14 protein-coding genes and 1 pseudogene are annotated in these 26,409 nt (G+C 58.2%); 7 read left to right on the top strand and 8 right to left on the bottom strand.

The features are described from left to right. Positions 1 to 35: 35 nt before the first annotated feature. On the bottom strand, positions 36 to 1,088 hold the full coding sequence (locus tag AC1RL4_RS08300) for a spermidine synthase (RefSeq protein WP_230174772.1): 1,053 nt from the start codon (positions 1,086 to 1,088) through the stop codon (positions 36 to 38). A gap of 174 nt (positions 1,089 to 1,262) precedes the next feature. Beyond that, complete coding sequence (locus AC1RL4_RS08295; protein WP_493119439.1) at positions 1,263 to 2,618, bottom strand: MFS transporter; 1,356 nt, start codon at positions 2,616 to 2,618, stop codon at positions 1,263 to 1,265. 525 nt (positions 2,619 to 3,143) lie between these two features. On the opposite strand from AC1RL4_RS08295, the gene AC1RL4_RS08290 reads away from it, so the two are divergent. The 6 genes and pseudogenes from AC1RL4_RS08290 (at position 3,144) to AC1RL4_RS08265 (ending at position 17,711) form a co-directional block, all read left to right on the top strand. After that, complete coding sequence (locus AC1RL4_RS08290) at positions 3,144 to 3,506, top strand: DUF6463 family protein (protein ID WP_230174767.1); 363 nt, start codon at positions 3,144 to 3,146, stop codon at positions 3,504 to 3,506. A gap of 457 nt (positions 3,507 to 3,963) precedes the next feature. Beyond that, positions 3,964 to 5,670, top strand: a complete 1,707-nt coding sequence (locus AC1RL4_RS08285) for a ShlB/FhaC/HecB family hemolysin secretion/activation protein (RefSeq protein ID WP_096479751.1) — start codon at positions 3,964 to 3,966, stop codon at positions 5,668 to 5,670. Positions 5,671 to 5,695: 25 nt separating this feature from the next. After that, on the top strand, positions 5,696 to 14,974 hold the full coding sequence (locus AC1RL4_RS08280) for a hemagglutinin repeat-containing protein (RefSeq protein ID WP_493119435.1): 9,279 nt from the start codon (positions 5,696 to 5,698) through the stop codon (positions 14,972 to 14,974). After that, positions 14,950 to 15,501 carry a hypothetical protein gene (locus AC1RL4_RS08275; RefSeq protein WP_019579667.1) on the top strand — a complete coding sequence of 184 codons (552 nt, stop codon included), beginning with the start codon at positions 14,950 to 14,952 and terminating at the stop codon, positions 15,499 to 15,501. Before AC1RL4_RS08280 ends, AC1RL4_RS08275 begins: the two co-directional genes overlap by 25 nt. Before the next feature lie 105 nt (positions 15,502 to 15,606). Further along, positions 15,607 to 16,560 (top strand): annotated as a pseudogene (locus tag AC1RL4_RS08270) (IS4 family transposase); the annotation flags it as partial. A gap of 827 nt (positions 16,561 to 17,387) precedes the next feature. Beyond that, on the top strand, positions 17,388 to 17,711 hold the full coding sequence (locus AC1RL4_RS08265; protein ID WP_230174222.1) for a hypothetical protein: 324 nt from the start codon (positions 17,388 to 17,390) through the stop codon (positions 17,709 to 17,711). Positions 17,712 to 17,885: 174 nt separating this feature from the next. Here AC1RL4_RS08265 and AC1RL4_RS08260 read toward each other — a convergent pair whose 3' ends face one another. Together AC1RL4_RS08260 and AC1RL4_RS08255 are read right to left on the bottom strand one after the other, a co-directional pair. Next, positions 17,886 to 19,676 (bottom strand): bifunctional diguanylate cyclase/phosphodiesterase, encoded by a 1,791-nt coding sequence (locus AC1RL4_RS08260; protein ID WP_019579683.1) that lies wholly within the window; start codon positions 19,674 to 19,676, stop codon positions 17,886 to 17,888. A 134-nt stretch (positions 19,677 to 19,810) separates the two neighbouring features. Next, a complete protein-coding gene (locus tag AC1RL4_RS08255; protein ID WP_169342449.1) occupies positions 19,811 to 21,892 on the bottom strand; it encodes a carboxy terminal-processing peptidase in 2,082 nt (693 codons plus the stop codon). Positions 21,893 to 22,032: 140 nt separating this feature from the next. Here AC1RL4_RS08255 and AC1RL4_RS08250 point away from each other — a divergent pair, with 140 nt between their 5' ends. Next, a complete protein-coding gene (locus AC1RL4_RS08250; protein WP_019579685.1) occupies positions 22,033 to 22,995 on the top strand; it encodes a zinc-binding dehydrogenase in 963 nt (320 codons plus the stop codon). A 113-nt stretch (positions 22,996 to 23,108) separates the two neighbouring features. Here AC1RL4_RS08250 and AC1RL4_RS08245 read toward each other — a convergent pair whose 3' ends face one another. Genes AC1RL4_RS08245 through AC1RL4_RS08230 form a run of 4 tightly spaced genes read right to left on the bottom strand, consistent with a single transcriptional unit; the run spans position 23,109 to position 26,406 of the window. After that, positions 23,109 to 23,762 (bottom strand): HAD family hydrolase, encoded by a 654-nt coding sequence (locus AC1RL4_RS08245; protein ID WP_007936171.1) that lies wholly within the window; start codon positions 23,760 to 23,762, stop codon positions 23,109 to 23,111. 34 nt (positions 23,763 to 23,796) lie between these two features. Further along, a complete protein-coding gene (locus AC1RL4_RS08240; protein ID WP_019579687.1) occupies positions 23,797 to 24,786 on the bottom strand; it encodes an ABC transporter ATP-binding protein in 990 nt (329 codons plus the stop codon). Next, on the bottom strand, positions 24,783 to 25,583 hold the full coding sequence (locus AC1RL4_RS08235) for an ABC transporter permease (RefSeq protein ID WP_018925174.1): 801 nt from the start codon (positions 25,581 to 25,583) through the stop codon (positions 24,783 to 24,785). The genes AC1RL4_RS08240 and AC1RL4_RS08235 overlap by 4 nt, the downstream gene beginning before the upstream one ends. Continuing rightward, a complete protein-coding gene (locus AC1RL4_RS08230; protein ID WP_169342458.1) occupies positions 25,570 to 26,406 on the bottom strand; it encodes an ABC transporter permease in 837 nt (278 codons plus the stop codon). Before AC1RL4_RS08230 ends, AC1RL4_RS08235 begins: the two co-directional genes overlap by 14 nt. Positions 26,407 to 26,409: the final 3 nt, after the last annotated feature.

The following is a 26,409-nucleotide window of genomic DNA, read 5'->3' as shown; positions in this document are numbered from 1 at the left end:
TGAAGACGCAGCGGGCTGATCGGCGGCGCAGGTGGCTACGCGCTTGGCGCTCGGCTCGGTGAAACGTCGGACCGCCATGTGCTCGGTGACAATCGGGCTAGCGCCCGTCGAAAGCCTTCCACTTTGGTCGCATCCCCCCGGGTTCTGTGCGTAATGACGCCGTAGGCATAAGGGAGTAAACCTTCCAGCCAATCTCGTGGGTAGATTTCTACACTGTTCTCCAATGTCGACACGACCCAGTCGGGCAGCCACGACATATCGCGGTCCGAGAAGTTGACTTCGCCTGCGACCAGCAATGCCAGCGTGGTGTGCAGCGATGACTTGTCCTTCACTAATCTCTCTTGCAGCGCCTGGCAAGCGTCCGGGTCATCCAGTAACACGCGAAGATCGTTGGGTTTTCTCAGCTTCAGCGAGGCTGGAAGCAGCGCAGACAAGGCCGGTAACGAGTCCATCCAGCGTTTTTGCACCTCCAGATCAATTCCGACGAAATCCAGCGCCGGAGGCACAAGCGTCGCCTGACGGATAACCGTAGGTATCAGGTAGCGCAGGCGAAGTCTCATGATTTCCATAAAGAGCCGGTCACTTGCACATAAAGACTCCAGGGTCGGAGCGGTGCGCGGTGTTATTGATGGAGGTGGGCCGATAATGAACGTCGCATTGCGTCGGTGAGGCAGATAATGAATGTCGCCCCAGCTGTCGTTCAGGCAGTGTGCAAGCCAAGCTTGGGGAGTAGGCCCGTTGAACGGGTCCAGATTCATGGGGACGCCAAAACCGTTGAACACTACATGACCGAGGGGATTGAGGCGGCTCTTCAACAGTTGGTGGAACCCGTGATCAAACACAATCGGGGCATAACCGGTCTGGGTGTAGAGGTCGACGATAATGACATCGTACCGGTCGGGCGTGACGTCCAGGAAGTGCGCCGCATCGGCGACCACACTGTCAAAGTCGGTATTCGCTGCAAGTCGGTTCCGGTTGTCGAGGCTGCGCGAGAATGCGGTCTCGTCCAGATCAACGGCCAACAGACTGGCCACTCTGGTGCTGGCTGCGATCGGCGCCAGCGCCACACCGTCCGAAAGCCCCAGCATCAGAACCGAGATTCGATCCTTGGATGGATCCCCCAGGAAACCGGTACAGCCCATGTCATCATAATATTGGCCGCAGAAGATCTATTCATGTCGAGCAGATTCAGGTCGATCCTTGAAGTCCGGCATGGTGAAAGGCAACTCCATTTGTAATAGGCGGGGGTACGGCGAGGCACGTCAGTGCGCAAACGCTTCAGGGTATTTGTCCAGGTAGGCATCATTGAGCTGCGTATCCGGGGAACGCATGAACGATTTGAAATCGGGTACCAGAAAAACCAACAGAGACAACAGCAGCACCATGGCGCCCAGCAGCGTGATTGTCAGTGCAACCCCCAGATAGGCGATCAGGGTGTTCATCGCAAAACTGCCCAAGGGGCTGGCCGCCGCAGACAAAAATGAAACCGTGGCAAAAATCCGGTTGCGATGGAGCTTGGGCGTCGCCAGCAGCCTCACTGCGGAGGTGGGGATGTTGATCAACATCAGGCCTACACCGCCGCAGAAAAAGGCCGCGGGTACGATGAACGACGATGAAACGGTGCCGACCACCACCAGATTGCACCCCAGTAATGCAAAACCTGCGGACACACACATGTCACGGGGAACCCGGTCGGATAACCAGCCGATGATCTTGTAACTGCCCGCCAGAATGCCCAGCCCGAAGCATGAATCCAAAAGACCGATGTATGTGACCGGGTACTGGATGACGTCCTTTACGTACAGTGGAATCAAAATGGTGAAGAACGGAAACAGGGCAAAGTTGATCAGCATTGCAATGATGGCCAGGTAAAACTCGACTTTCACTCCGTAAACCACTTTGAAACCGGAATAAATCATGCTGAAGCCGCTGGCACCCGGGGCTTTTTCGCCTTGACCGGTGGCACCGATATGGCTCGGGATGGTCGCGATCAACGCTCCGGCGATGAGAATCGCAAAAAAATCGGCAGCAAAGGCGAACGTGATACCGAACCCGTAAATCAACCCGCTGGCCAGTACCGGCCCCAGAAGAATAGAAAAGGACGACATCACGCTTTTGGTCCGAAAGGCCAGGGAGACTTTATCGTCGTCTGCGAACAAAGGAATGATCGACGCTTGGAGAGGGTCGCGCACACCGACAATCGCACTACTGATCATCATCAGCGCGCCCACCGTCCAGGGATTGAACGACCCCGTGGCGGACAGCACCACCATCAACAGCGCTGTCAGCAGGCTGATCCATGAGGCCAGCTTGATGATCAGGATTTTGTTGTACTTGTCCCCCAGCCATCCCAACAGGGGTTTGGCTAACACTTCCGCCGCAATGGAACAGGCAATCATGTTGGCGAAGTACAGCGCAGAGCCTGTTTCCTGCAAGGCCCACCAGGCCACCGCCAATTGATTGCACCGTCCACCCAGAACCATAAGCAAAAAGCTGAATTGCACTTTCAGCAGGCGCCGGTCGATGCCGGGAAAGCCCCACGTGATGCCTGAAAAATTTGCACTCATTGACGTACCTTTGATCCAGATAGGGCTACTGTGCAAGCCGGGGGTGTTCAAGAAACGACGGGGTGACGGTCATCAGGGTAGATCGCCAGATATTGCTCGATTCCACCCTGAGAGAAGGGGACAGATCTATTTTTTACGCGATCATGAAAATAAATCCGTCCCATTTTTTCTATTTGCTGTCGATCGAATGGCAGGCCGGAATAGCTGTGCTTGAGCGCTCGCTGCTACGTAAGGAACTGTTGAAGTTGGGGTTGGCCCGCATTTCTGTTGTGAGTAAACCGTTTCTGGTTTTGTAGCTACATCGAAGTGGGGCTTTTGGCTTATTGCTGTCTATCATCAAGAGCCGCTTCCCAATAGTGGACGGTGAACACGGGATGGCTGTCGCCGCAAAACCGCATGCTCCAGGAGGCCTGCTCCGCAGCTTTGAGTCATCAAGTATTTATACGGCTGGCGCGCCATCGGTGACGCAGCCTAACATGCGGCTCAAGTCGCTGGCTAAGCTCGCTCGGGACCGGCTAAAGAAGGCCCCAAACGTTAGGCACTCGTCCAACCTTACCGTTACGGAGCATATAAAATATGTCAAACATCGTCGCATGGACGCTGTTCGCCTTGGGCGCCTTCCATATTCCATTCGGTATTATTAAGTTCAAAGCAGTATTCGCCGCCGCTGTAGACTCTGGCTTCGTTGACCAGTTCAGAGTGCACGAAGATCGGCGTACCGCCCTCTGGTTTACCCTGCTGGGGCCGCTTTTTATGCTCGCAGGGCATACAGCGATTCACGCCGTAGCAGTTGGCGATCTCGCGCTACTTAAAATTGTTGGCATCTATGTGCTTATGATCTCGATCATTTGCGTCATTGCTGTTCCAAAATCGGGTTTCTGGGCAACGCTGCTGGTTTCACCGCTGATCATCGCGGCAGGGTATGGCTTGTACTCCTGACAAACGGTTCATGTCGTTCGCGAGGGCTTCAATGTCCACTCGGGGTCGTTTTCAGCCGGACGCGATAGGCAGAAAGCGGCCCGACTTTTTCAACAGAATCGGCCAAAAGCTGCCACTCGGAAGCGTCTCAAGCGTTATCCACTGGCGAGATTCATAATCTATCTCGCCTCGGCGCAGCACAGTCTGTATGTAACCGCGATCATTCGCATTTCTCTGTTGTAGTTTCTGACGTGTCTTGTGAGACGCGTCTCTTTTGTGTGTAGAAAATTCCCGCTCTCTTGAACCAAAAGCGATATGCCGGGTCTGGTGTGCGCGTGGTTTTGCGCATCAGCAGCGTGAGTGTTTTTCGGAGTACGCCTGGGTCTTCAGGTGCTCCCTAAGATGAAGGTTAAAGGCCGGCATTTGGTTTTTTATCTGCTCGCGAGCTCGCTGTCATTTTCGTATCGAGGGATCGAACATGTTCTCACCCGCCCATTGGGCGAGGTTGTGCCTGGCTTTGCTGTGCCTTTCTCCGCTAACTCTTGCTCACGCCGCCCCCACCCCCGGTGAAACCGATCTGATCCGCGAACGTCAGGATCGCTTGCTGGACGAGCAGCGTCGACGTCTCGAAGAGCTCAAGGAATTACCCGGCAAGGCAGCCAACCCCACGCAACCGACGGCCCCGGCCGACGCCCGTTGTTTCCCCATCAAGGACATTGAGCTCAAAGGCGCCGACAGTCTCTCGGACAGCGAGAAAAATCGCCTGCTCAAGCCTTATATCGGCCAGTGCCTGGGCGTCACGCAGCTCAACGAGTTGCTGAAAGTCATCACCGATCACTACATCGACAAAGGCCTGGTCACCAGCCGTGCCTATTTGCCGCAACAGGATTTGTCCGGTGGGCATCTGCAAGTGCTGGTCGTCGAGGGCCGCCTGGAAGGCCTGAAAGGCGCCGAAGGCAGCGGTCTCTCCGAGCGGGAACTGGCGATGAGCTTTCCCGGCAAGCCGGGTGAGTTGCTCAATCTGCGGGACATCGAACAGATGGTCGATCAACTGAACCGTTTGCCGTCCAACCATGCGCAGACGGAGCTGACGCCGGGGCAGAATATCGGTGGCAGCGAAGTGCTGGTCAAAAACACCCCGCAGAAGCCCTGGCGTGTTGGTTTATCGCGGCATAACGATGGCCAGAAGAGCACTGGCGAGCAGCAATGGGGCACCTCCTTCGACTGGGACAGTCCCTTGGGCCTGGCCGATCAATTGGCCTTGCGCGGCGGCCACGATGCCGTCAGCGATCATCAGAAAACCTCGCGCAATGCCATGCTCTATTACAACCTGCCCTTTGGCTGGTGGAACCTGAGCTACACCTACAGCCAGAGCGAATACCGCGCCTTGGGCCAGGCCAACGGTTTCAATTTCAAGCAGAGTGGCGACAGCCAGAACCATCAGTTGCGCCTGGAACGAGTGATCCATCGCGATGCCCTGAGCAAGACCTCCCTCAACACCGGCCTGGCTTACCTGCGAACCAATAATTTCATTGAAGACAGCAAGCTCACTGCCAGCAGCAATCGCATTAGCGAGGCGCAGTTCGGCATCAACCATGGGCGACGGGTTGGCAATGCGTTCGTCAACCTCGACCTGGGCCTGCAGAACGGTATTGGTGCCCTCGATGCCCAGGGTAATCACGACCCGGGACCGGGCCTTCCGGATGCGCGCTATCGCAAATACACCGCCACTCTCAGCTATTTGCAGCCCTTTGTGCTGGGTGGCGAGTCCTTCAGTTTCAGCAGCCTGATGACCGGTCAGCGCAGTGAAGACGTGCTATTCAGCCCTCAGCGCATGAGCTTGGGTGGACAATCGTCGATCCGTGGTTACAAGGACCAGTCCTTGTCCGGCGACAGCGGTGGCTACTGGCGCAATGATCTGCGCTGGAGCCGTCCCGTGACCCTGGAATGGCTACGCCCGGTGTTCGCCGAATACGGCACCAGCCTCGGTTACGACCAAGGCGTGATTCGCGGTGATCGCTACAACGGCAACCAGCATGGGCGCCTGTCGAGCAACTCGCTGGAGTTGTTCGCCCGCGGTGAGCACCTCAGCGCCAGCGTGACCTTCGCCCACTCCCTGGAACGCCCGGATGCCCTGACCGAGCGCGAAGCGCCGATCTATTTCCGCGTGGATTTTTCCCTCTAAATTCTGCTTTAAACGAGATTCGATCATGGACGTTCGCCCCTCTGCCTTCCTCGCTGGCCAGCCCTCTGCTGCGGTCAAAAAACCTGAGCACTTCTGGGGCATGCCCAAGCGCGGCCTGGCGTTCCTGTTGGCCAACGTCATGTTCTGGCAACCGATGTGGGCCCAGGCGGACGGGATCGTGGTCAGCGCGCCGGGCACCAGTCTCGGTCAGGCAGGTAACGGCGTGCCCATCGTCAACATCGCCGGCCCCAACGGCAGTGGCCTGTCCCACAACCAGTTCAAGGATTACAACGTCGGCAGCAACGGCGTGATCCTCAACAACGCCACCAACGCCGCCCAGCCCACTCAACTGGGGGGCATCATCCTCGGTAACCCGAACCTTAACGGCACGGCCGCCAGGACCATCCTCAACGAAGTCAACGGCGGCAATCCCAGCCAGTTGCGTGGCTACACGGAAGTGGCGGGGCAATCGGCCCACGTCATCGTCGCCAACCCTTACGGCATCAGCTGCAACGGTTGCGGCTTCATCAACACCCCGCGAGTCACGTTGACCACCGGCAAACCGGTGCTGGATAACGGTCGGCTGGATCGCTTTCAGGTCGATCAGGGTAGCATCGCCATCGAAGGCGACGGGCTGAATGCCAGCAACGTCGACCGCTTCGAAATCATCACCCGCAGCGCCAGGATCAACGCCGAGATCCAGGCCAAGAATCTGACCATCATCGCCGGTCGCAACGACGTCAACGCCGACACCCTCAACGCGACCGCGCGCGCCGATGACGGCAGCGCCAAACCGGGGTTGGCCATCGACTCCTCGGCCTTGGGTGGTATGTACGCAGGCGCCATCAAACTGGTGGGCACTGAGGCCGGGGTTGGCGTGAAGCTGGACGGCAAGATGGTTGCCAGTGGGGGTGATATCCAGCTTGATGCCAATGGGCATTTGAGTTTGGCCGAGATGGCTGCTGCCGGTGCTATCGATATCCAGGCGAAAAGCCTGGAAACCCGTGGACAGGTGTACGCCGGTAGCCGGTTGGAGGTGAAGACCCAGGGTGACCTGACCAACCAGAAAAACCTGGTGGCGCGCGACAGCATTCGCCTGGACAGCGGCGGCACGCTGAGCAACAACGCAATCATCGAAGCCGGGGTCAATGCTGACAACAGCCGCAACACCTCGGGCGATATCACTCTTACTGCAAAACAGCTGAACAACGGCGGCAAAACCGTGGTCGCCAGTCGCGACCTGAATGTCACGACGACCGCCGCGCTGAACAACCAGGGCGGTACGCTCAGCGGGCAGCGCATGACCACGGTCACAGCCGACGTTGTGGATAACCGCAATAAAGGCCGAATTCTTGGCAACACCGAACTGCATCTGAACGCCAACCAGGTACTGAACGCCCAGGGCGGCCTGATCAATAGCCAGGGCATTCTGACTGCCAACCTGGGCCATCTGGAAAACACCGCAGGCGAACTATCCAGCCTGAACAGCGCAACCCTGATCCTCGGCAGCCTGGACAACCTGACCGGCCTGGTCATGGCCGGCAAAAACCTCGATATCACCAACACGGGCGCGATCAACAACCAGGGCGGTGAATTGTCCAGCCAAGGCGTCATGACCGTGCGCACCGGCAGCCTGGATAACCGCAACAAAGGCACCGTTGCCGCCAATGGCAAGTTGGTGGTCAGTGCGACTGGCAAGGTCAACAACGCCGACAACGGCCTGATCGCCAGCCGTACAGCCGACGTTGAGTTCGATGCCGCCAGCCTGAATAACGCCAAAGGCACATTGCAAGGCAAGGGCTTGGTGACGGTGGATGTCGCGGGCGATATCGATAACCAGGGCGGCAGCATCATTGCCCAAGACGCCAAGTTGAGTGTCTTCGCGACCAACCTTGACAACCGCGGTGGCGTGCTCTCCAGCGTCAAGGCCGCGCTGGAGGCACGCACCACCGGCGTCTTGAAAAACGGCTACGACGTGAATCGCGTGGGCGGCACGATCCAGGCTCAAGGCCTGAACATCAAAGCCTTGAGCGGGTTGTTCAACGACGGCGGGCGCCTGGCCGCACAAGCCGGCGATGTCGTGATCACCAACGCGGCTGCGGATATCAATAATCGCAACGGCGGTATATATGCCACGGGCACGGTCCAAGTCATTGGCCGGCAGATGGACAACAGCGGCGGCGGGCAGGTCAGCGCCAGGCGCATCGACCTGGATCTCAGCGGCGCACTGAACAACAACGCGGGCATCATCGAAAGCCAGGACAGCCTGGACATCCTGGCCGCCAGCCTGAGCAACCAGGGAGGCCAACTGCGCACCCTGGGCCGCAACAGCACCACGGCGTTCGACATCGGCGGGCTGTTCGACAACAACGACGGCACCCTGGAGACCGCCAGCCAGGACGTGAAACTCGACAGCGGCAGCGTCCAGAACGTAGGTGGCAAGTTGTTCCACACCGGCCTTGGGCTGTTTGGCATCAGCCAGGCCAACCTGGGCCAGGCGGGTGGTCGCCTGGTGACCTACGGCAACTTGAACGTGACGGCTGACCGCTGGACCAACAACACCGCGATCCAGGCCGGGCATCTGGTCTTGAATGTCGGTCAGTTGACCCAGACGGCCACCGGCCAATTGCTCAGCACCAACGGCCTGGTTGGCCGGGGGAACAACTGGCGTGTCGACGGCCTGATCGGCAGCGATGGAGCCATCGACCTGCAACTGACCGGCGAATATGCAGGCAGCGGCCGCTTGAGCAGCCTGGGTGTCCTGGGGATCAAGGCCGCGCTGATCAATCTGGAGGCGAGCGGCAGTATCGCTGGCGGCGGCAGCACAACCGTCGTGGTCGATGGCGTCCTCAACAGCTACGGTCGGCTGACCTCGGCGGCGGACATGAGCGTCACTGCCGCCACGATCAACAACTACGGCACGCTGGGCAGTGCCGAGGCGCTTGGCGTATCGACCGGCGCCCTGCTCAACGAACACGGATTGATCTTCAGCGGCGGCAATACAAGCCTGCGCGTCGACAGCCTGACCAACCGCTATGCCGATATCTACAGCCTGGGTGATCTGAGCATCGATCGCGACGGCCTCGGCACGCGTGCCAGCCGCATCCTCAACAGTTCCGGCACGCTGCAAAGCGACGGCAACATGCGCCTGGCGGCCAGCACGATCGACAACGTCCGCGAGGTCTTGACCACCAACGATGCTGGCATCTACACCGCCTCGATCAGGGAAGTGGCCTGCATCGGAGGGGTCAATGCCGGTGATTGCGACGGCCCCAAGGTAAACCACGTCTGGCAGATCATTCAGCGCGATAAGTTCGAAGTCACCGCGGCCAGCGCCGCCTCCAGCATCACCACCGGCGGAAACCTGGATATCCAGGGCGACACCCTGACCAACCGGAGCAGCAGCATCGGCGTCGGCGGTGCATTGACCGCCAATCTGGTCAGCCTGAACAACATCGGCATCGAGACCGGTGAGATCGAAACCTCGCGCACCTTCATGTCCGAACGCACGCGCCACCCGAGTGGCTGGCGCGCCGCCGCGAATGACTTCACCAACAAATATTGGCTGCAGAGCCCGGGTTACACCCCCAACGATCTGGGTGGCCTTGAAGGGGCGATGAGCCGTTTCATCGGCATGACCGAGCGTGAGGTGCCAGAGTTTCGTACTCAAACGGCCTCCATCGATAGCCAGACCTACGCTGCGATTATCCAGGCCGGCGGACCGGTGGCTGTTAGCACCCAGAACAATGTCGACAGCAGCGTGGTACGCCCAGGCTACACCTATGTCGGCGCCGGCCCGCGCACCGATACTCAGGCTGACAACGTTTTCTCCACCCGCATCAACGTCAATCGGCAGCTATCCCCGGACCTGACCCAGCAACAGGTCGATCCGCTCGCCTTGCCGGGCTTTGACTTGCCCACCGGACAAAACGGCCTGTTCCGCATGAGCGGCAACGGCTCGACTACGCCGACCCAGGGCGCTGGCCTGCTGCAGGTGCGCGGGCTGGCTGACCGTTCGATGAGGTCCAATCCGCACAAGTACCTGATCGAGACCAACCCGGCGCTGACCGACATGCGCCAGTTCATGAGCTCGGACTACCTGCTGAAAAAACTGGGCTACGATCCGGACCTCGCCGCCAAGCGCCTGGGGGACGGCTTCTACGAACAACGCCTGATCCAACAGGCCGTGATCGCCCGCACCGGCCAACGCTTTCTCGACGGCCAGACCTCCGACGACAGCATGTTCAAGTACCTGATGAACAATGCCATCGCCAGCAAGGACGCCCTCCACCTGTCCCTGGGCGTCAGCCTGACCGCCGAGCAGGTCGCGGCCCTGACCCATGACATCGTCTGGATGGAAACCCGGACCGTGAACAATGAACAGGTATTGGTGCCGGTGCTCTACCTGGCCCAGGCCAACAACCGCCTGGCGGCCAATGGCGCGCTGATCCAGGGCGCCGATGTCAGCCTGATCGCCGGCAAAAATCTGAGCACCGCCGGCACCCTGCGCGCCTCCAGCAACCTGAGGGCCACGGCTGGCGACAGCCTGGTCAACAGCGGTTTGCTGGAAGCGGGTAACCGCCTTGAGGCGCTGGCGAGCAATAACCTGAGCAACCGGGCCGGCGGCATTATCGCTGGGCGTGATGTCAGCGTCGTCGCCTTGGCCGGTGACGTGAGCAATGAACGCACCATCACCCGCCACGCCAGCAGCACCGGCTACAAGACTGAACAACGCGACTTTGCCGACAACGCAGCGCGGATCGAGGCGAGCAATGACCTGACGCTGGGCGCCGGACGGGACATCGCCAACACCGGTGGCGTGCTCAAGAGCGGCAATGACATGAGTTTGCGGGCGGTGCGTGATGTAAATATCGCCTCCGCCGAGCAGGTGGACAGCAACACGATGGGCAGCAGACACCGGGACCAAACCATCACTCAAAATGGTTCCAGCGCTACTGCGGGCCGGGAGATGAAGGTGACGGCCGGGCAGGATCTGCGGGTCGTTGCCAGCAACATCATCGCCCAGAGCACCCTGGCGCTGACTGCCGGGCGCGATATCGCGATCACGTCTGCCGCCAACGAAAGCCATCGCTCGTCCCAGAGCAAAAAAGTCAAAAGTAGCAGCGACCTGGTGCGCCAGCAGTCTTCGGTTATCCAGTCGGGTGGGGACCTCAGCGCCAAGGCGGGGCAAGACCTGAGTCTCGTCGCCAGTCACCTGAAAGGGGCCAAGGACGTTGCGCTCGACGCCACGCGCGACATCAGTCTGCTGTCCGCAACGGACGAAACCGCAGAGTTCTACTCGAAGAAAAGCAAAGGCTCCTTTGGTCGCAGCCAAAGCGAGCAACGGGAAAGCTATGACAGCACCAACGTCGCGTCGGTGGTTGAGGCGGGGCAAGACCTGACGGTCAATACCAGCCAGGCCACCAGTGGCGGTGTCACGCTGGACGGCGGTCGCAACGTTACGGTGATCGGCAGCCAGTTGAACGCCGGCAATGATTTGGTGGTGGGGGCCACCGGTGATGTGGCGGTGCTCTCGGGTATCGAAGAACACGGCTCCTACAGCAAGAAAACCAAATCGGGTTTCCTCGGCTTGTCCAAGAGCGGCAAAAGCGAGTTGAAAACCACGGCTTCCCAAGTGGCCAGCGAGCTGGAAGCAGGCAACGATGTGGTGCTGGTCGCGGGCAACGACTTGCGTTTGCGCGCCAGCGAAACCACCGCCGGTAATGACGTGGAACTGCGTGCGGGCCTGGTCAAGGATAGCGGCGACATCAACCTCGTCGCGGCCAATGACACCGCTTACAGCCATAGCGAGCAATACAAGAAGAAAACCGGGCTCTCGGTCTCGGGTGGCTTCCTGTCGTTCTCCTCGGCCAAAGAGTCGGGCCGGATCGCGCAAAGCAGTACCAGCGTCGGCAGTCAGGTGACGGCGGAGCGCGACGCGACCCTGCAGGCTGAGCGTGACATCAACCTGGTGGGTAGTGGTATCGATGCTGGGCGTAATGTCAGTTTGAATGCCGGGCGTGATGTGAATGTTCTGGCGGCGCAGAACAGCCGATCCGAGCGGGATTGGGAGAAGAATAAGAAGGCTGGGATTGGTGTTTCTTCGGATGCCAACGGCATCAATTTCTTCGCTGGCGTGGATCGCACCAAAGAGAAAAACCGGCTTGAACAGCAAACCGCTGCCGCCAGCCAGATCAGTGCAGGGCAAGATGTTGCCATCAACGCTCAGCGCGATATCAACCAGACGGGTTCCGATCTGCGTGCCAGCCGTGACATAGGCCTCACGGCTGGACGCAATATCAACATTGATGCCGCGCGTGAAACACAACTAACCGAGCAGGAGCGTGAAGCCAGTCGTAATGGGCTTGGCATTTCGTTCAATCATAATTACGGCAACACCAAGGATGCGGTCAGCGGCGCAGGGAAAGGGGAGAACGGCGTCAGCAAGGCATCCAGCACCCTTAAAGGCATCGATGCCGTCACCCAATTCGTCAACGGACCGACCGTTGACGTCAAGTTCGGCAACAGCACGCAAACCAGTACTCAGCAGGTCATTGAGCAGACCAATCGCGCGTCGACGTTCGATGCGGGCAACGACCTAAATTTCAATGCCGGTAACGACGTCACGGTCAAAGGTGGTCAGCTAAAGGCCGGGCGGGATATCAACGTCAAAGGTCGCGACGTCACGCTGGATGTAGCGAAGGGAAGTGTCAGCCAGGAAAGCACTGATCGCCAAAGCTGGAGTGGGATTCATGGTGGCACCAGTGGTGGCTTCAAGCTAGGCGCCGGCGGCAGCTACGGTGTTGCCACCGAGGACGGCGTTCACGGCAGTTCGACGGCCACTCAGGTTGCCGCTGGAAGGGATGTCAACGTGGACGCCCGCCACGACATCAACCTGATAGGCACTCAGGTCAAGGCTGGGCGAGATATTGCGCTAGATGCCGGTAATGAGCTGAACATCAGGTCGGCGCAGAACGCCAGCGACAGTGAGAGCAATCGACACAACGGTGGTGGCGAGGCAGGCCTGACGTTCGGCTCTCAAGGCGTAGGCGTCTACGTCAGCGTGAATATCGGCAAGGGCAATCTTGATCGGGAAGGTAACCGACAGCAAGAAGCCTACCTCTACGCGGGCAACCGCCTGGGCTTCACCAGTGGTAAAGACACCAACATTAGCGGTGCTACCCTGCGCGGCGATGAGGTCGTTGGCCGTGTCGGCGGCGACCTGAACGTCTCCTCGGTGCCTGACACCGGTGAAGTCAAAGGCAAAGAGTTCGACCTCAGCGTCACAGCGACCTTTGGTCCAGGGGCTGGTCTCAGTGGCTCTGTGGGGTATGGACAGACAACCGGTGAGACCCATTGGGTCGAGCAGCAGACCAGCATCACCGGTAAAAACAAGGTCGACATCCGCACCGAGGATCACACCCAGCTGGACGGTGCCTTGATCGCTGCCGATAACGGCAACCTCAAACTGGACACCGGAACCCTGGGTTTCAGCGACATCGCCGGCAAGGACAAGGAGCACGGCTATTACCTGAACGTTGGTGGCAGCTACTCCAAGGGGGGCGGAGGCGCCCAGGACAGTAGCCAAGTTGGCAAAGGAGAGAAAGATAAAAACGGCTGGAGCATCAGCGGTTGGGAGTATGAGAAGGACCGTCAGCAGACCGTCCGCGCCACCGTTGGGGCTGGCGAAGTCGTGGTGCGCAATGACTCTCAAACCGGGGCTGATTCGACGGCAGGGCTCAACCGGGATGTGAGCAAGGCCTACGAGATCACCAAGGATGATGAATCTCGGACCGACTTGTATGTCACCAAATCTTCGGTGGATGCCGTGATGGATACCTCCGGGACCGTGACGGCTTGGAAGAACAGCATCAAAAGCTACCCCGATAGCAGCCTGAAAGCGTATGAGGACGCACTCAAGCTGGTTAATGGGCCGGTACAGGCCGCCGGACAGGCCTGGAACAGCATACAGGCACAGCGGGTATCAATAGAGGAGGTTCCTGCTTCTTCAAGAGCTGCGTTGGGGGATGAGGTTGCGCTGAATGTTGCGAAGAACCTGGTTCGCAATGGTAAGGATCCTGATGACATCGCGAAGCTGGAGCCTAAGGATGTAATCGCTATCCAATACTTCGCGGACCTATTCAAAACGTTTGTCACGCAACAAAAAAACTGTGGCGCTACAGGAGGCTGTGCATCGGGTGACGAGGGCCAGAAGGATCCGGTCCACTATGTTGATGCTGATGGCAACAGCATGATTGTGAATTTTAAGCCGTTGGTACCAAGTACCCCCGGCGGAAATGTGTTGGTTCAAGCCGACGCTTTACAGACCTATCTCGATAAATTGAACCCAGCGCAAGCGCAGCTTGTACGCTTGGGGATACAAGCCGTCATGGGACCAGCCAAAGCCGCGGTGAGTCTGGCCGGTAATGTGGTGGTGGATAAGCTGTTCGGAGACAAAATCGCCGACGCTAAAGATGCTTTGTCAAAATCCCTAGCGAGCGAGCTCAGTGGTAAGAGCAAGGACGATTTGGAGCATAGCGATGATCGTTTCAAGGAACTTTTCAAGCGTGGGGCAACTGATCAAAAAGGTGATGTATACGTTCGTGGTGCAACGACGCTGCTGGATATTGCCTTGGGGACCGTCACCAACGCTGCCGGGTCCGTAGCGGGCAAGGCCATTGGTATTGTGGGTAAGGGGTCTTCGGATGGTGTAACGAAAGGGCGCGATGAGCTGGGGGTTGGTCCGAGGGATCCTGATTGGGACAAGAAGTTTGCGGAGAATCCGCCGAAGGGATGGGTGGAAACGGGGGGGGCAAAAGGGCCCGACCAGGCTCTGCCCAATAACCAAAGATTGCTTTCAGGAACTCCTGGTCAAGTAACTGGCGGTAGCTCAACAAAGCTAGGGCAGAATCTGAACCAAGCAATGGGGAGAAATCGCACCGACTCGTGGGCTGGTTATCAGGCTCAGCACCTGATTCCTTCGGAGTTAAAAAATCATCCTATTCTGAAGAAGGTAGGGATTGATCTGGATGACTCCTCTAATGGCATATTTTTGCCGGCAAGTAAGGCTAAGCCAGAGGGCGCCATAAGCGGTATGCCGAGACATACAGGTAGCCATCCAAACTATACTGAGGCTGTACGAAAAAGTTTGAATGAGATGGACCGAAATCTACCTGTGGAACGGTTGCAAAAACAGGTTTTCGACTTGCAGGGTAGGTTGAGAAATGTTACTGGGTCGGGCATGCCTGTCCGCAACGTAGACGGCGCTAAGACAGAGGTATGGTTGAAATGGTTAGGGAAGTAGAGTTGGGTGAAAATAGCAATCTGGTAAATGAAGTTATTGGCTTTGTAAATAGTGGGTTGCTCTTGAGATCTGTCAATCAGGTTGTTTTGGGAGGTGCCGAAATTTCTGATCTTGCAACGGCAAAAAAATATGCCTGGGTTCAGGTCTATGGGGAAGAGTCTTTCACTTGGGCTGACTTAAGATCAGAGAAGATGAGTGAGGTTTGGGATGTTGTTTACGGTGGGGGCGAAAAATATACTGAGATGGATATTAAACTATCCGAACTTTTGGATGAGTTGAGTCGCTCAGTTCAAAAGCAGCTCCTCCCGAAGCATAGAGAACTATTGGATGATATTGTCTCGGATCTAAAGTGCTGTCTGTATAGTCGAGCTGTTCAAGGTAAGACTAATGAATTTTTTGAGGGAATACTTTCCGCTTATTTAAGCGGTGGGTGGCCGTGTGGGTGGGTAGGTGGCTGGCCCAAGGGCAGTCTCCTTGTATATCGTGACGATGCAACAGATACGGGGGGAATAGGGGACAGACCCTGAGAAATCCCCGATTTTTCTTACGATAAATCAAGAAGTTGGGAATTGAAGAGACCTGCATGGGTCGGCAACTTGTATTGCACCACACAAAAACAAGACACCGACCCTATGCAGGCCATCCGATTCTTACACAGCGCGCTCGCCCAAGCACTTCCCACTGTCCATTCTCGTCGTCTGAAAACATTGATGTGTTGTGTCAGCGCATTACTCCAAGGACGTCGGCTCACTCTGACGGGGCTTGGCCGATTCATGTCAGGCAAGGCCTACCCCAAACACGCCATCAAACGAGTCGATCGGTTGCTGGGTAATCGGCATCTGCAAACCGAGCGCTCGCTGTTTTACTGGGTCATGTTGCGAGCCTTGCTGGGGTCGCTGAGGCATCCGTTGATCCTGGTCGATTGGTCGCCGATCGATGCGGCTGGAGAGTTCTTTTTGTTGCACGCAGCCATTCCTTTGGCGGGACGTTCGTTCCCGATTTACGAAAGCGTTCATGAGCGCGAGGGTTGTCCGAAATATCAAAAACGGTTGCTGCAAACGTTGGCCGAAATGCTCCCCAAAAACTGCGTTCCGATCCTTGTAGCTGATGCAGGTTTTCGCCGGCCATGGATCAAAGCCGTCGAGGCGCAAGGCTGGTATTACGTGGGGCGAGTGCGTAACCGGGACCTCTACCGCAACGACGCACACACTTGGCTGCCGGTTAAAAACCTCTACGCCCTGGCGTCGTCCTCACCGAAATCACTGGGTCGGATCGAGATGACCCAAAGCGCTCCACACTTCATCCATTTGTACTGCGTCAGGCATTCGGCAAAGGGTCGCAAACATCAGCGTGTCACCGGTTCAATCGCCAAAAACAAACTCAGCAGGCAATCGGCTAATCGTGAACGAGAACCTTGGTTATTGGCCAGCAACCTACCGGAGGATCAATGGAATCCATCGAGAATCGTGGCCATTTACAAGCAGCGTATGCAGATAGAAGAAGGCTTCAGGGATGTAAAAAGCGAGCACTTTGGAGTCGGCGTGACTCGCCATCGGAGTCACTGTCCGCGCCGAATCGCATTCTTGTTTCAATGGCGCAGGCTTGTGCGGAATTGGTCGGAGCAGCCGACACGGCACCCGCTCAGAAAGCTATTGCAGGAATGAATCATTGGTACAAGGCCTACGCTGTACCGCATATGACTACCGCCATAAAGCTGGCAAAAAAACAATCTGACGCTTAAGTTCTCGGAAATCACCCGGCGGAGACGGATCTGTCATCTCCGGCATGAACGTCTCCTATGGGTCGATTTCTGCCTGTCGCCACCGGCAGCTATAGGTCCAGGCTGTGTAAAAACGCAGGCCTCGTTTTGAAGTCTGTGTCGCTACGTAAAATCTGACCGTGATTGGCAGATCAGTGGTCCTGAAATTTGCGTAGGAACGCGGTTTTCGTTCCGATTCGAACCTTCAAACCTGCTCTAAAACGTTTTTACACAGCCTGGGTCGAAACCGGCCAACCCACGGTGGAGAAATCAAGCCAGGCTTCAGCGAAGCCTTCCCCCACGTTTGCCTTTTTTGAGCGAAATTTCTGGGCAAGGTCTTCGGAAGTTTCCTTCAAGTTGTGGCGGTTTTCGTGAACTGGTGCGCAGTGAGTTCGATCGATAGGCTTTGGGAGTCACTGCATATTCAGTGGCAGGGCGTAGGAACCCTTCAACCTCCCAAAGACGACATAAGTGTCGACTTCTGATTTGCGGCTGCTGACTTGCGTCCGTAAAATCAGTTGCGGCGGCTGTGCGCGGGCACGCTTCGGCGTGGTCGAGTGTCTCTGGGGCTCGATATTCCTACCCCGCGTATAGCTGCCACCCATGCCTGTAGGAAGGCAAATGGCAGCTCCTATTTTTCCTGGAGTTCTAAAAATGCCAACACTTCATCCTGATCCACCCTACGAAAAGCAAATTCCCCACCCCAAAAACCGCTTCATGGCGTTGACCAGCAACTGCACCGACATGCCCACTCTGTTCGTCGATACCCACGCGCCGCTGGACATTCTGACCGAAGCCGCCAGCTATCGAATTCGCGCCGTCACCCAAGTGCTTGAGAACCTGTCCATGCGCGGTTCAGTCGAGTGCGATTCGATGATCCTCAGTGATTTTGCCTTGCTCTGCGCCATTCCGCTGCGCGATGGCTGTGATGTGCTGGATGTGATTGGGCGGCGGTTGCGGGCTCGGTCTTCGGACTAGAGCCGAGTGGTTCTTGTGGCGAGGGGGCTTGCCCCCGTTGGGTCGCGAAGCGGCCCTAAAAATCTGCGATTCGGTTTTGTCAGACATACCGCGGGGCTTGGTTTGGCGACTGCTTCGCAGTCGAACGGGGGCAAGCCCCCTCGCCACAAGAGCAGGATCAAAAGATCGCAGCCATCACCGTTGTCCGGCAACCAACGCTTCCTTAGTTGTCGGCACCGCCAAACTATCAATCACATGCACGCTATACCCCGGCACATTCTTGGCGTGGTGTTTGGCCTGCGAGGCCATTTCCGCCAGTTGGCTCGCGTCGAGCTGTCCGCAGGCCTGTGGATGCAGATGCACCACGCCGATGGATAGCGACAGCAGCGGAAACTCCTGCCGTACGCCTTGGCGGTTGGGGGCGATGAAGCAGCCGGCTTCCAGGTGTTCGCTGCGGTAGAAGCGTCGGCATTGGCTGTGGAAGTCGTCCAGCAGTTGGTTCAGGCGTTTGCGCCAGTCTTCGGGGCCGAGCACCAGCAGGAAGTCGTCGCCGCCGATATGGCCGACGAAGTCGCGGGATGGGTCGACGCGGTCGTTCAGGCATTGCGCCAGGCACAGTAGGACTTCATCCCCGCGACCGTAGCCGTAGATGTCGTTGAAAGGTTTGAAGCTGTCGATGTCCACGTAGCAGATCACCGATTCCCGTTCCTGTTGCAGCAGGCGTGTCAGGCATTGCTGGATCGGCACGTTGCCTGGCAGCAGGGTCAGCGGGTTGGCGTAGCGGGCTTGCTGGATTTTCAGTTCGGTAATCAGTTTGAGCACGTCGATCACTCGGCCCAGGCCCAGATAGCCGCCGTTGAGGGTGATGATGAAGTCTTCTTCGATGCGTTGGCGGGCGCGGCTGGTGATCAAGCGGCTGACCTGTTGCAGCGACTGGCTCAGTTCCACGGCGAGGAAGTCGTCGCTCATCAAGCGGCTGATGGGTTTGCGGGCGAACAGGTCGGTGGCAAATGGCTTGAGCAGGGCGTCGGAGAGTGAATGACGGTGAACGATGCCGCACGGCCTGCCTTGCTTGTCGAGCACCGCCAGGGAGTTCAGGTTGGCCTGGCGGCGGAAGGCTTCCAGTACGGTGGCGGTCGGGGTGTCGCTGGCCATCGCCGGTTGGTCGTTGAGCAGGGCGCTGAGGTCACTGGCGTCCTCGTTCAGCATCGCTGCGGCGCTGGTTGGTTTGGGCATCAAGGTTCGGGCATCGCGGGGCGGATGCTCCTGGGGCCGGCAGAGCAGATAGCCTTGCACAAGATCGACGCCCATTTCGGTCAGCACGGCGAGTTCTTCTGGCAATTCGATGCCTTCGGCGATCACTTTTGCCCGCGAAGCCTTGGCGATCTGCAGGATCGAACCGACGAATTCACGTTTGAGTGCGTCCTGATGGATGCCGTCGATGAAGTGCCGATCAATCTTGACGTAATCCGGGCGTAATTCCGACCACAGCCGCAAGCTCGAATAACCCGCGCCCAGATCATCCAGCGCAATGGAAAAACCCATCGCCCGATAGTGATGCAGGGCGGTTTGCAGCAACTGGAAGTCGTCGGTCGGGGTCTGTTCGGTGAGTTCGATCACCACCTGGCTCGGCGGTATGCCGAAATCCTGCAGCAGTTGCAGGGTGCGTCCGGGTTGGTGGGCGGCTTCGAGCAGCGATTCCGGGGACACATTGAGGAACAGTTTGCCGGGCAGTTGCTGTTCATTGAAACGTCGGCAAGCGCTTTGGCGGCAAGCGATCTCCAGTTCGCTGAGGCGACCGGCCTGGCGAGCGACCGCGAACAGGGCAATGGGGGAGTGCAGCGGGCTGTTGGAGGGGCCACGGCTGAGGGCTTCGTAGCCGATGATCTGTCGTTCGGAGAGGGAGATGATCGGCTGGAACAGGCTGTGCAAACCGCTTTGAGTCAGTATTGAGCTCAAGGCACTCAGCTGTTCGGTTGTGGTCATGGCGATCTCTGGCGATAAAAAAAGGACCGGGAGCGCAAAGCTCCCAGTCCTTTATTTCACGACAGAATGATGACTGTTTGATGACGCTCCGGGGAGCGTCAGCATTAAATTGCCATCATCCTGATTGTCACCACTTAGTGCTTGGCGACCGCGGTGTTGAGTTTCAAGTAATCCAGCAGAATCCGCCCGGTCTCGCTCAGGTAGGCGTCGTCTTCTGGCTTGGTCTTGTCCGGCTCGGCCGCGATGGCATCTTCGTCTTCTTTCTTCAGCTCTTTGAGCGGCTCTTCACCCTTGGCCTTGCGACGGATGTTTTCCATGGCCAGTTGCTTGGCTTCGATATCGGCGTGTTGTGCACGACGGTCGGCTTCATTGAGGCTGACGGTTTTTTCGGCCATCAGCTTCTGGGCCAGGGCCAGTTTGTCGCGGATGAACACGAACTCCGCGTCTTTGGCCGTGCGCACGTCATGCTCGGACTTAAGCGCTGTGATGAACGGTTTGAACGGGTCAACCGCCGGCTTGATGGCCGCACGGATGGTGTCCCACGGCATGGCTTCCGGCAGGGCGCTTTCGCCGATTTCCTTGGTGTCGATGATCGACGGGTAATCGATGTCCGGCAGTACGCCCTGATGCTGGGTGCTCTGGCCGGAAACCCGGTAGAACTTGGCCAGGGTCAGTTTCAGTTCGCCATGGTTCAGCGGCTGAATGGTCTGCACGGTGCCTTTGCCGAAGGTCTGGCCGCCGATGATCAGTGCACGGTGGTAGTCCTGCATCGCACCGGCGAAGATCTCCGACGCCGAGGCGGACAAACGGTTGACCAGCAACGCCATCGGGCCTTTGTAGAACGCGCCCGGGTTTTCATCTTCCAGTACATCGACCCGGCCGTCGGCGTTACGCACCAGCACGGTCGGACCTTTGTCGATGAACAGGCTGGTCAGCTCGGTGGCTTCCTGCAAGGAGCCGCCGCCGTTGTTGCGCAGGTCGATGACCACGCCGTCGACCTTGTCTTTCTGCAGTTCGGTCAGCAGCTTCTTGACGTCGCGGGTGGTGCTCTTGTAATCCGGATCGCCGGCACGGAAGGCCTTGAAGTCCAGGTAGAAGGCCGGGATCTCGATGACGCCGAGCTTGTAGTCCTTGCCATCCTGCTTGAGGCTGAGGATCGACTTCTTCACCGCCTGATCTTCAAGCTTCACCGCTTCGCGGGTGATCGGCACGATCTTGCTGGTCTGGTCATTCGGCGCATTGCTGGCCGGAATCACTTCCAGGCGCACCACGGTGCCTTTCGGCCCACGAATCAGTTTGACCACTTCGTCCAGGCGCCAGCCGACCACGTCGACCATCTCTTTGTTGCCCTGGGCTACGCCGATGATCTTGTCGGCCGGTGCCACTTGCTTGGTCTTGTCGGCCGGGCCGGCAGGCACCAGGCGCACGACTTTGACCTGGTCGTTATCGCTCTGCAACACGGCGCCAATGCCCTCCAGGGACAGGCTCATGTTGATGTCGAAGTTCTCCGCGTTATCCGGCGACAGATAGTTGGTATGCGGGTCGTATGACATGGCGAAGGTGTTGATGTACGCCTGGAAGATATCTTCCGCGCGGGTCTGATCCAGACGCACCAGCTGATTCTTGTAACGCTTGGTCAGGGTTTCCTGAATCTGCTTTGGCTCTTTGCCGGAAATCTTCATCCGCAGCACTTCGTCCTTGACGCGTTTGCGCCACAGGTCGTCCAGCTCGGCGGTGGTCTTGAGCCAAGGGGCATCCTTGCGGTCGACCAGCAAGGTTTCCTTGGTGGTGAAGTCGATCTTGTCGACGCCCTTGTTCAGCTCGGCAAGGGCAAAGTCCAGACGCGCCTTGACGCGGTCCAGATAGCGCTTGTAGATGGTGAACCCGGCGTTCAGGTCGCCGCTCTTGAGGAAGTCGTCAAACTGGGTTTTCCATTTGTCGAATTCGGCAATGTCACTGGCCATGAAGTAGCTGCGCGATGGATCCAGCAGCTTGAGGTAGCTGTCGTAGATGATCGCGGAGCGCGCATCGTCGAGCGGCGGCTTGCTGTAATGGTGACGCTTGAGCAATTCGACGACGTTCAGACTGGCGATGACTTCGTCGCGATCGGGCTGAAGCTTGTCCCAGCTGTTGGCTGCGAACGAATTGCTCGACATCGGCAAGAGACCGAGACCAATGACAAGAGCGAGGGCGGTGCTGGGGAAAAAATGCTTCATGCTGATTCGACGCGGGGACAATTGATCACGCATATTAGGCCGTCTTTGAAGTCGCCGGTTCCCACAAGGGCCGGTCGCATAATGCAAGAAAGCCCGGCGCTATAGCTTCGGGCTCAGTCCAGACTCACTATGGAGGCACTGTGAAAGCATTGCAAGGCGTTGAGGGGCGAGTGGAGTGGGTTGAGGAGCCGAGTCCTACGTGCGATGTAGGACAAGTTCGTATCCGAGTGGCGGCAGCGGGACTCAATCGAGCCGATTTGTTACAGAAAGCGGGCCTGTATCCGCCACCGCCGGGAGCCAGTCAAGCACTGGGTCTTGAGTGTTCGGGGGTGATCAGCGAGGTCGGCCCGGGCTCGTCCTGGCAGGTCGGAGATCGGGTTTGCGCCTTGCTGGCCGGGGGTGGGATGGCCGAAGAGGTAGTTGTCGACGGACGGCATGTGTTGCCGGTTCCCGAAGGATTGTCCCTGGCCGAGGCCGCGGCGCTGCCGGAAGTGTATGCGACTGTTTGGCTGAATTTGTTTCAGCTGGCTTCGCTAAAACCGGGTGAGAAAGTTCTTCTGCATGCCGGAGCAAGTGGAATCGGTTCAGCTGCCATTCAGCTGTGCAAGGCGTTTGGCAACCCGTGCTGGGTCAGCGTCGGCTCCGAGGATCGTCTGGCCTACTGCGAAGCGCTGGGTGCCCAGGGTGGCGTGGTGCGCAATAAGGATCTGGAGCGCCTGAACGATCTGGGGCCGTTCGATGTGATCCTGGATCCGGTGGGTGGCAACTACGCGGCATTGAACCTCAAGCTGCTGGCTCGCGATGGTCGTTGGGTGTTGATCGGTTTGATGGGCGGTCGTGAAGCGCAACTGGATCTGGCGCAGGTGCTGGCCAAGCGCGTGCAACTGCTGGGTTCGACCCTGCGCAATCGCGACGAGCAGTTCAAGGCCGATTTGTTCAGCGATCTCAGCCAGCACGTCTGGCCGCTGTTTGCCGAAGGGCGTTTGAGCCCGCAACTGGCCAGGACATTTGCGATCGAGGACGCCGAAGCGGCGTTTGCGGAGCTGGCGACCAATCAGGTGTCGGGCAAGCTGGTGTTGGTGATTGACGACAGCCTGAGCTGAAATCGGGTTGGCTGCCAAAAGATCGCAGCCTCGCTTCGCTCGACAGCTCCTACAGGTGTAAACAATCCATTTGTAGGAGCTGTCGAGCGAAGCGAGGCTGCGATCTTTTGCTTTTACTTCCAGATATGGATCGGCCAGCCGGCTTTTTCGGCGTGTTCGAGCAACACTGGATCCGGGTTCACCACATGCGGGAAATCCACCTTCAGCAGCAGCGGTAAATCGTTGCGTGAATCGGAATAGAAACTCGCGCCTTCAAGGTTTTCCTCTTCGGCGTCCAGCCATTCCAGCAAGCGGGTGATTTTGCCTTCGCGGTAGGTCAGGGTGCCCACCGTGTTGCCGCTGTACACCCCGTGCGCCACTTCCAGCTCGATGCCGAGAATTTCGTCGATGCCCAGACGGTCGGCAATCGGCTTGACCAAATGCGTGCCCGAGGCGGAGATCACCAGAATCCGGTCTCCGGCCTTGCGGTGGGCGGCGATGGTTTTGGTGGCGTCGCTGAATATGATCGGCTCGATGAAGTCTTCCACCCAGGGCGCTACCAAGTGCTCGAGCTCTTGCGGCGTGCGACCGATCAGCGGCTCCAGGCTGAAGGCCATGTAGTCTTCCATGGCCAGGTGGCCCCTGCCGTACGCATCCATCAATTCCTTGTCGCGACGCAGGAAGGATTCGCCATCGACCCAGCCGAGGCGGGCCATCTGTTCGCTCCATAGCGAGGCGCAGTCGCCGTGGATCAGGGTTTCGTCCAGATCAAAAATTGCCAGGGCCATCAGTGCAGTTCTCTCTTCAACATCAGCAAGGTCATCAGGCTACCTTACACAGGGCTGTCGGATCGATGGAAAGTGCCAGGCGCTGACCATCGGGATGCAGGTCGGACGCCGAGCGGTTCAGCACATCCACCACCAGTTCCACGCCCCGGGCTTCGACCCGGTAGCGAATTACGTTGCCCAACAGGCTGTGGCTGCGCACCTGTGCGTCGAGTTCGCCGTTCAGGCTCAGCTCGATGGCCTCCGGGCGAATCGCGATGCGGTGGGTGATCGGCCGTTGCAGCAGTTTGCTGGCGCTGTCGGCGTCCAGCAGGTTGTAGTTGCCGATGAAGCCTGCGGCAAACACGTCGACGGGGGCGGTGTAGAGGGTTTCGGCATCGCCACTCTGTACGATCTTTCCCTGATTCATCAGGAAGATTCGGTCAGACATGGTCAGGGCTTCTTCCTGATCGTGCGTGACGAAGATCGTGGTCAGGCCGAGTTCGCGCTGGATCTGACGGATCTGTTCGCGCAAGTGCTTGCGAATCCGCGCATCGAGCGCCGACAGCGGCTCATCCAGCAACAACAGGCGAGGCCGTGTCACCAACGAACGAGCGAGAGCGACACGCTGGCACTGGCCACCGGACAGCTGATGCGGGTAGCGGGCGGCGAAGTCATTGAGCTCTACCAGTCTCAGCACTTCGGCGACGCGTTTTTGGCTGTCGTCGGCGTTGACCTTCTGCATACGCAAACCGAAGGCGACGTTCTGCTCCACGGTCATGTTCGGGAACAGCGCATAACTCTGGAACACCATGCCGATCCCACGTTTCTGCGGGCTCAGCGGGACGAGGTCGTGACCTTCCAGCAGAATCTGGCCGCCGTCCACCGAGGTCAGGCCGGCGATGCAACGCAGCAGCGTGGACTTGCCACAACCGGACGGGCCGAGCAGGGTGACGAATTCGCCTTTCCTGATTTCGCAGTTGATGTCGCTGAAGACGGTGGTGCCTGAGTAATCTTTCTGAAGATGTTGGACGCTCACATAGCTCATTCGCTTTTGTCCTTGTTCAAGATATTGGCCACCCAGGTCAGAACCAGCACAAAGAAGAAGTAGGAAATCACCAGCGCACTGGTGAAGTGGCCGCTGCTGTTGCGCATGTTGTTGAGGTAGACCTGCAGGGTTTCGTAGCGGGTGCCGACGAGGATGTTGGCGAACACGAACTCACCGAACAGGAACGAGAAGGACAGCAGCAACGCTACCATCAGCCCCTTGCGCAGGTTCGGCAACACCACCAGGAAGGCTGCTTGCCAAGTGCTGGCGCCGAGCAGTTGCGCGGCGTCCATCAGGTCGCGCAGGTTGATCGCTTGCAGGTTGTTGGTGATCGCCCGGTACATGAACGGTAGCGCCACGGTGAAGTAGCAACCGATCAGAATCCATGGCGTACCCACCATCGCGAACGGCCCCGAACCGTAGAGCTGCAACAGCCCCACCGACGACACCACCGGCGGCACCGCGAAGGGCAGCAGGATCAGGATGTTCATCAGCGCGTCGAGCTTCGGGAAGTGGTAATGCACCACGAACAGCAGCGGCAGGATCAGCACCACCGACAGAATCAGCGAGCCGATACAAACCAGCAACGACTGACCGAATGCGTCGAGAAAGCGCGGATCGCTCCACAGCTGGATGTACCACTTGAAGGTAAAGCCGCTGGGCATAATCGTCGCCGACCAACTGCTGGCGATCGAGTAGATCAGGGTTCCGAGCAGCGGCAATAACAGAATGGCAAACAGCAAATACACGATGACCCGGTGGTAGACACCGACGGGCCCCAGTTCAGCGCGAGACATGGTAGCTCCTCTTCAACAGCAGCTGATGCACGATGGTCACCAGGGTCATCAACGCCACCAGCACCACGGCCAAGGCGCTGGCGAGGTTCGGGTCGAGGGAAATGTCGCCGGATACCATCGCCGCGATACGGATCGGCAACACGTTGAAGTTGCCGGTGGTCAGCGCGTAGACCGTGGCGTAGGCGCCCAAGGCGTTGGCCAGCAGAATCACGAACGTGCCCAGCAGCGCCGGGGTCAGCACCGGCAGACCGATGTGTCGCCAGAATTGCCAACCGCTGGCCCCGAGCAAGGCGGCGGACTCACGCCAGTCTTCGCGCAGGGCATCGAAGGCCGGGTAGAGCAACAGCACGCCCAGGGGAATCTGGAAGTAGGTGTAGAGAATGATCAGCCCGGTTTTCGAGTACAGGTTGAAATCCTGAATGATTCCGGCCTGTTTCAGCATGATGGTGAAGGTGCCGTTGAACCCCAGCAAGATGATGAACGCGAAGGCCAGGGGCACACCGGCGAAGTTGCTGGTCATGTTGGCGAACGCATTCACGAAGTTGCGCAGTTTCGAGTCGACCCGGCGCAGGGAGTAGGCGCCGAGCACGGCAATGACGATGCCGAATACGCTGGACCAGAAACTGATCTCAAGGCTGTACTGGATCGCCTGCAAATAGAACTTCGAGTTGAAGATTTTGCTGAAGTTGGCCAGGCCCCAACCGAACTCTTCCGATTGCAGGCTGTTGATCATCACCCAGAGCAGCGGGGCGATCTCGAACACGAAGAAGAAAATCGCGAAGGGCACCAGGCACAGAGCGGCCAGCCATTTACCGCGGGTCATGGC

This window comes from Pseudomonas sp. GW822-FHT07A10, assembly GCF_058798795.1.
The sequence above is the reverse complement of the archived record's forward strand: the minus strand, read 5'-3'. Positions and strand labels throughout refer to the sequence as shown.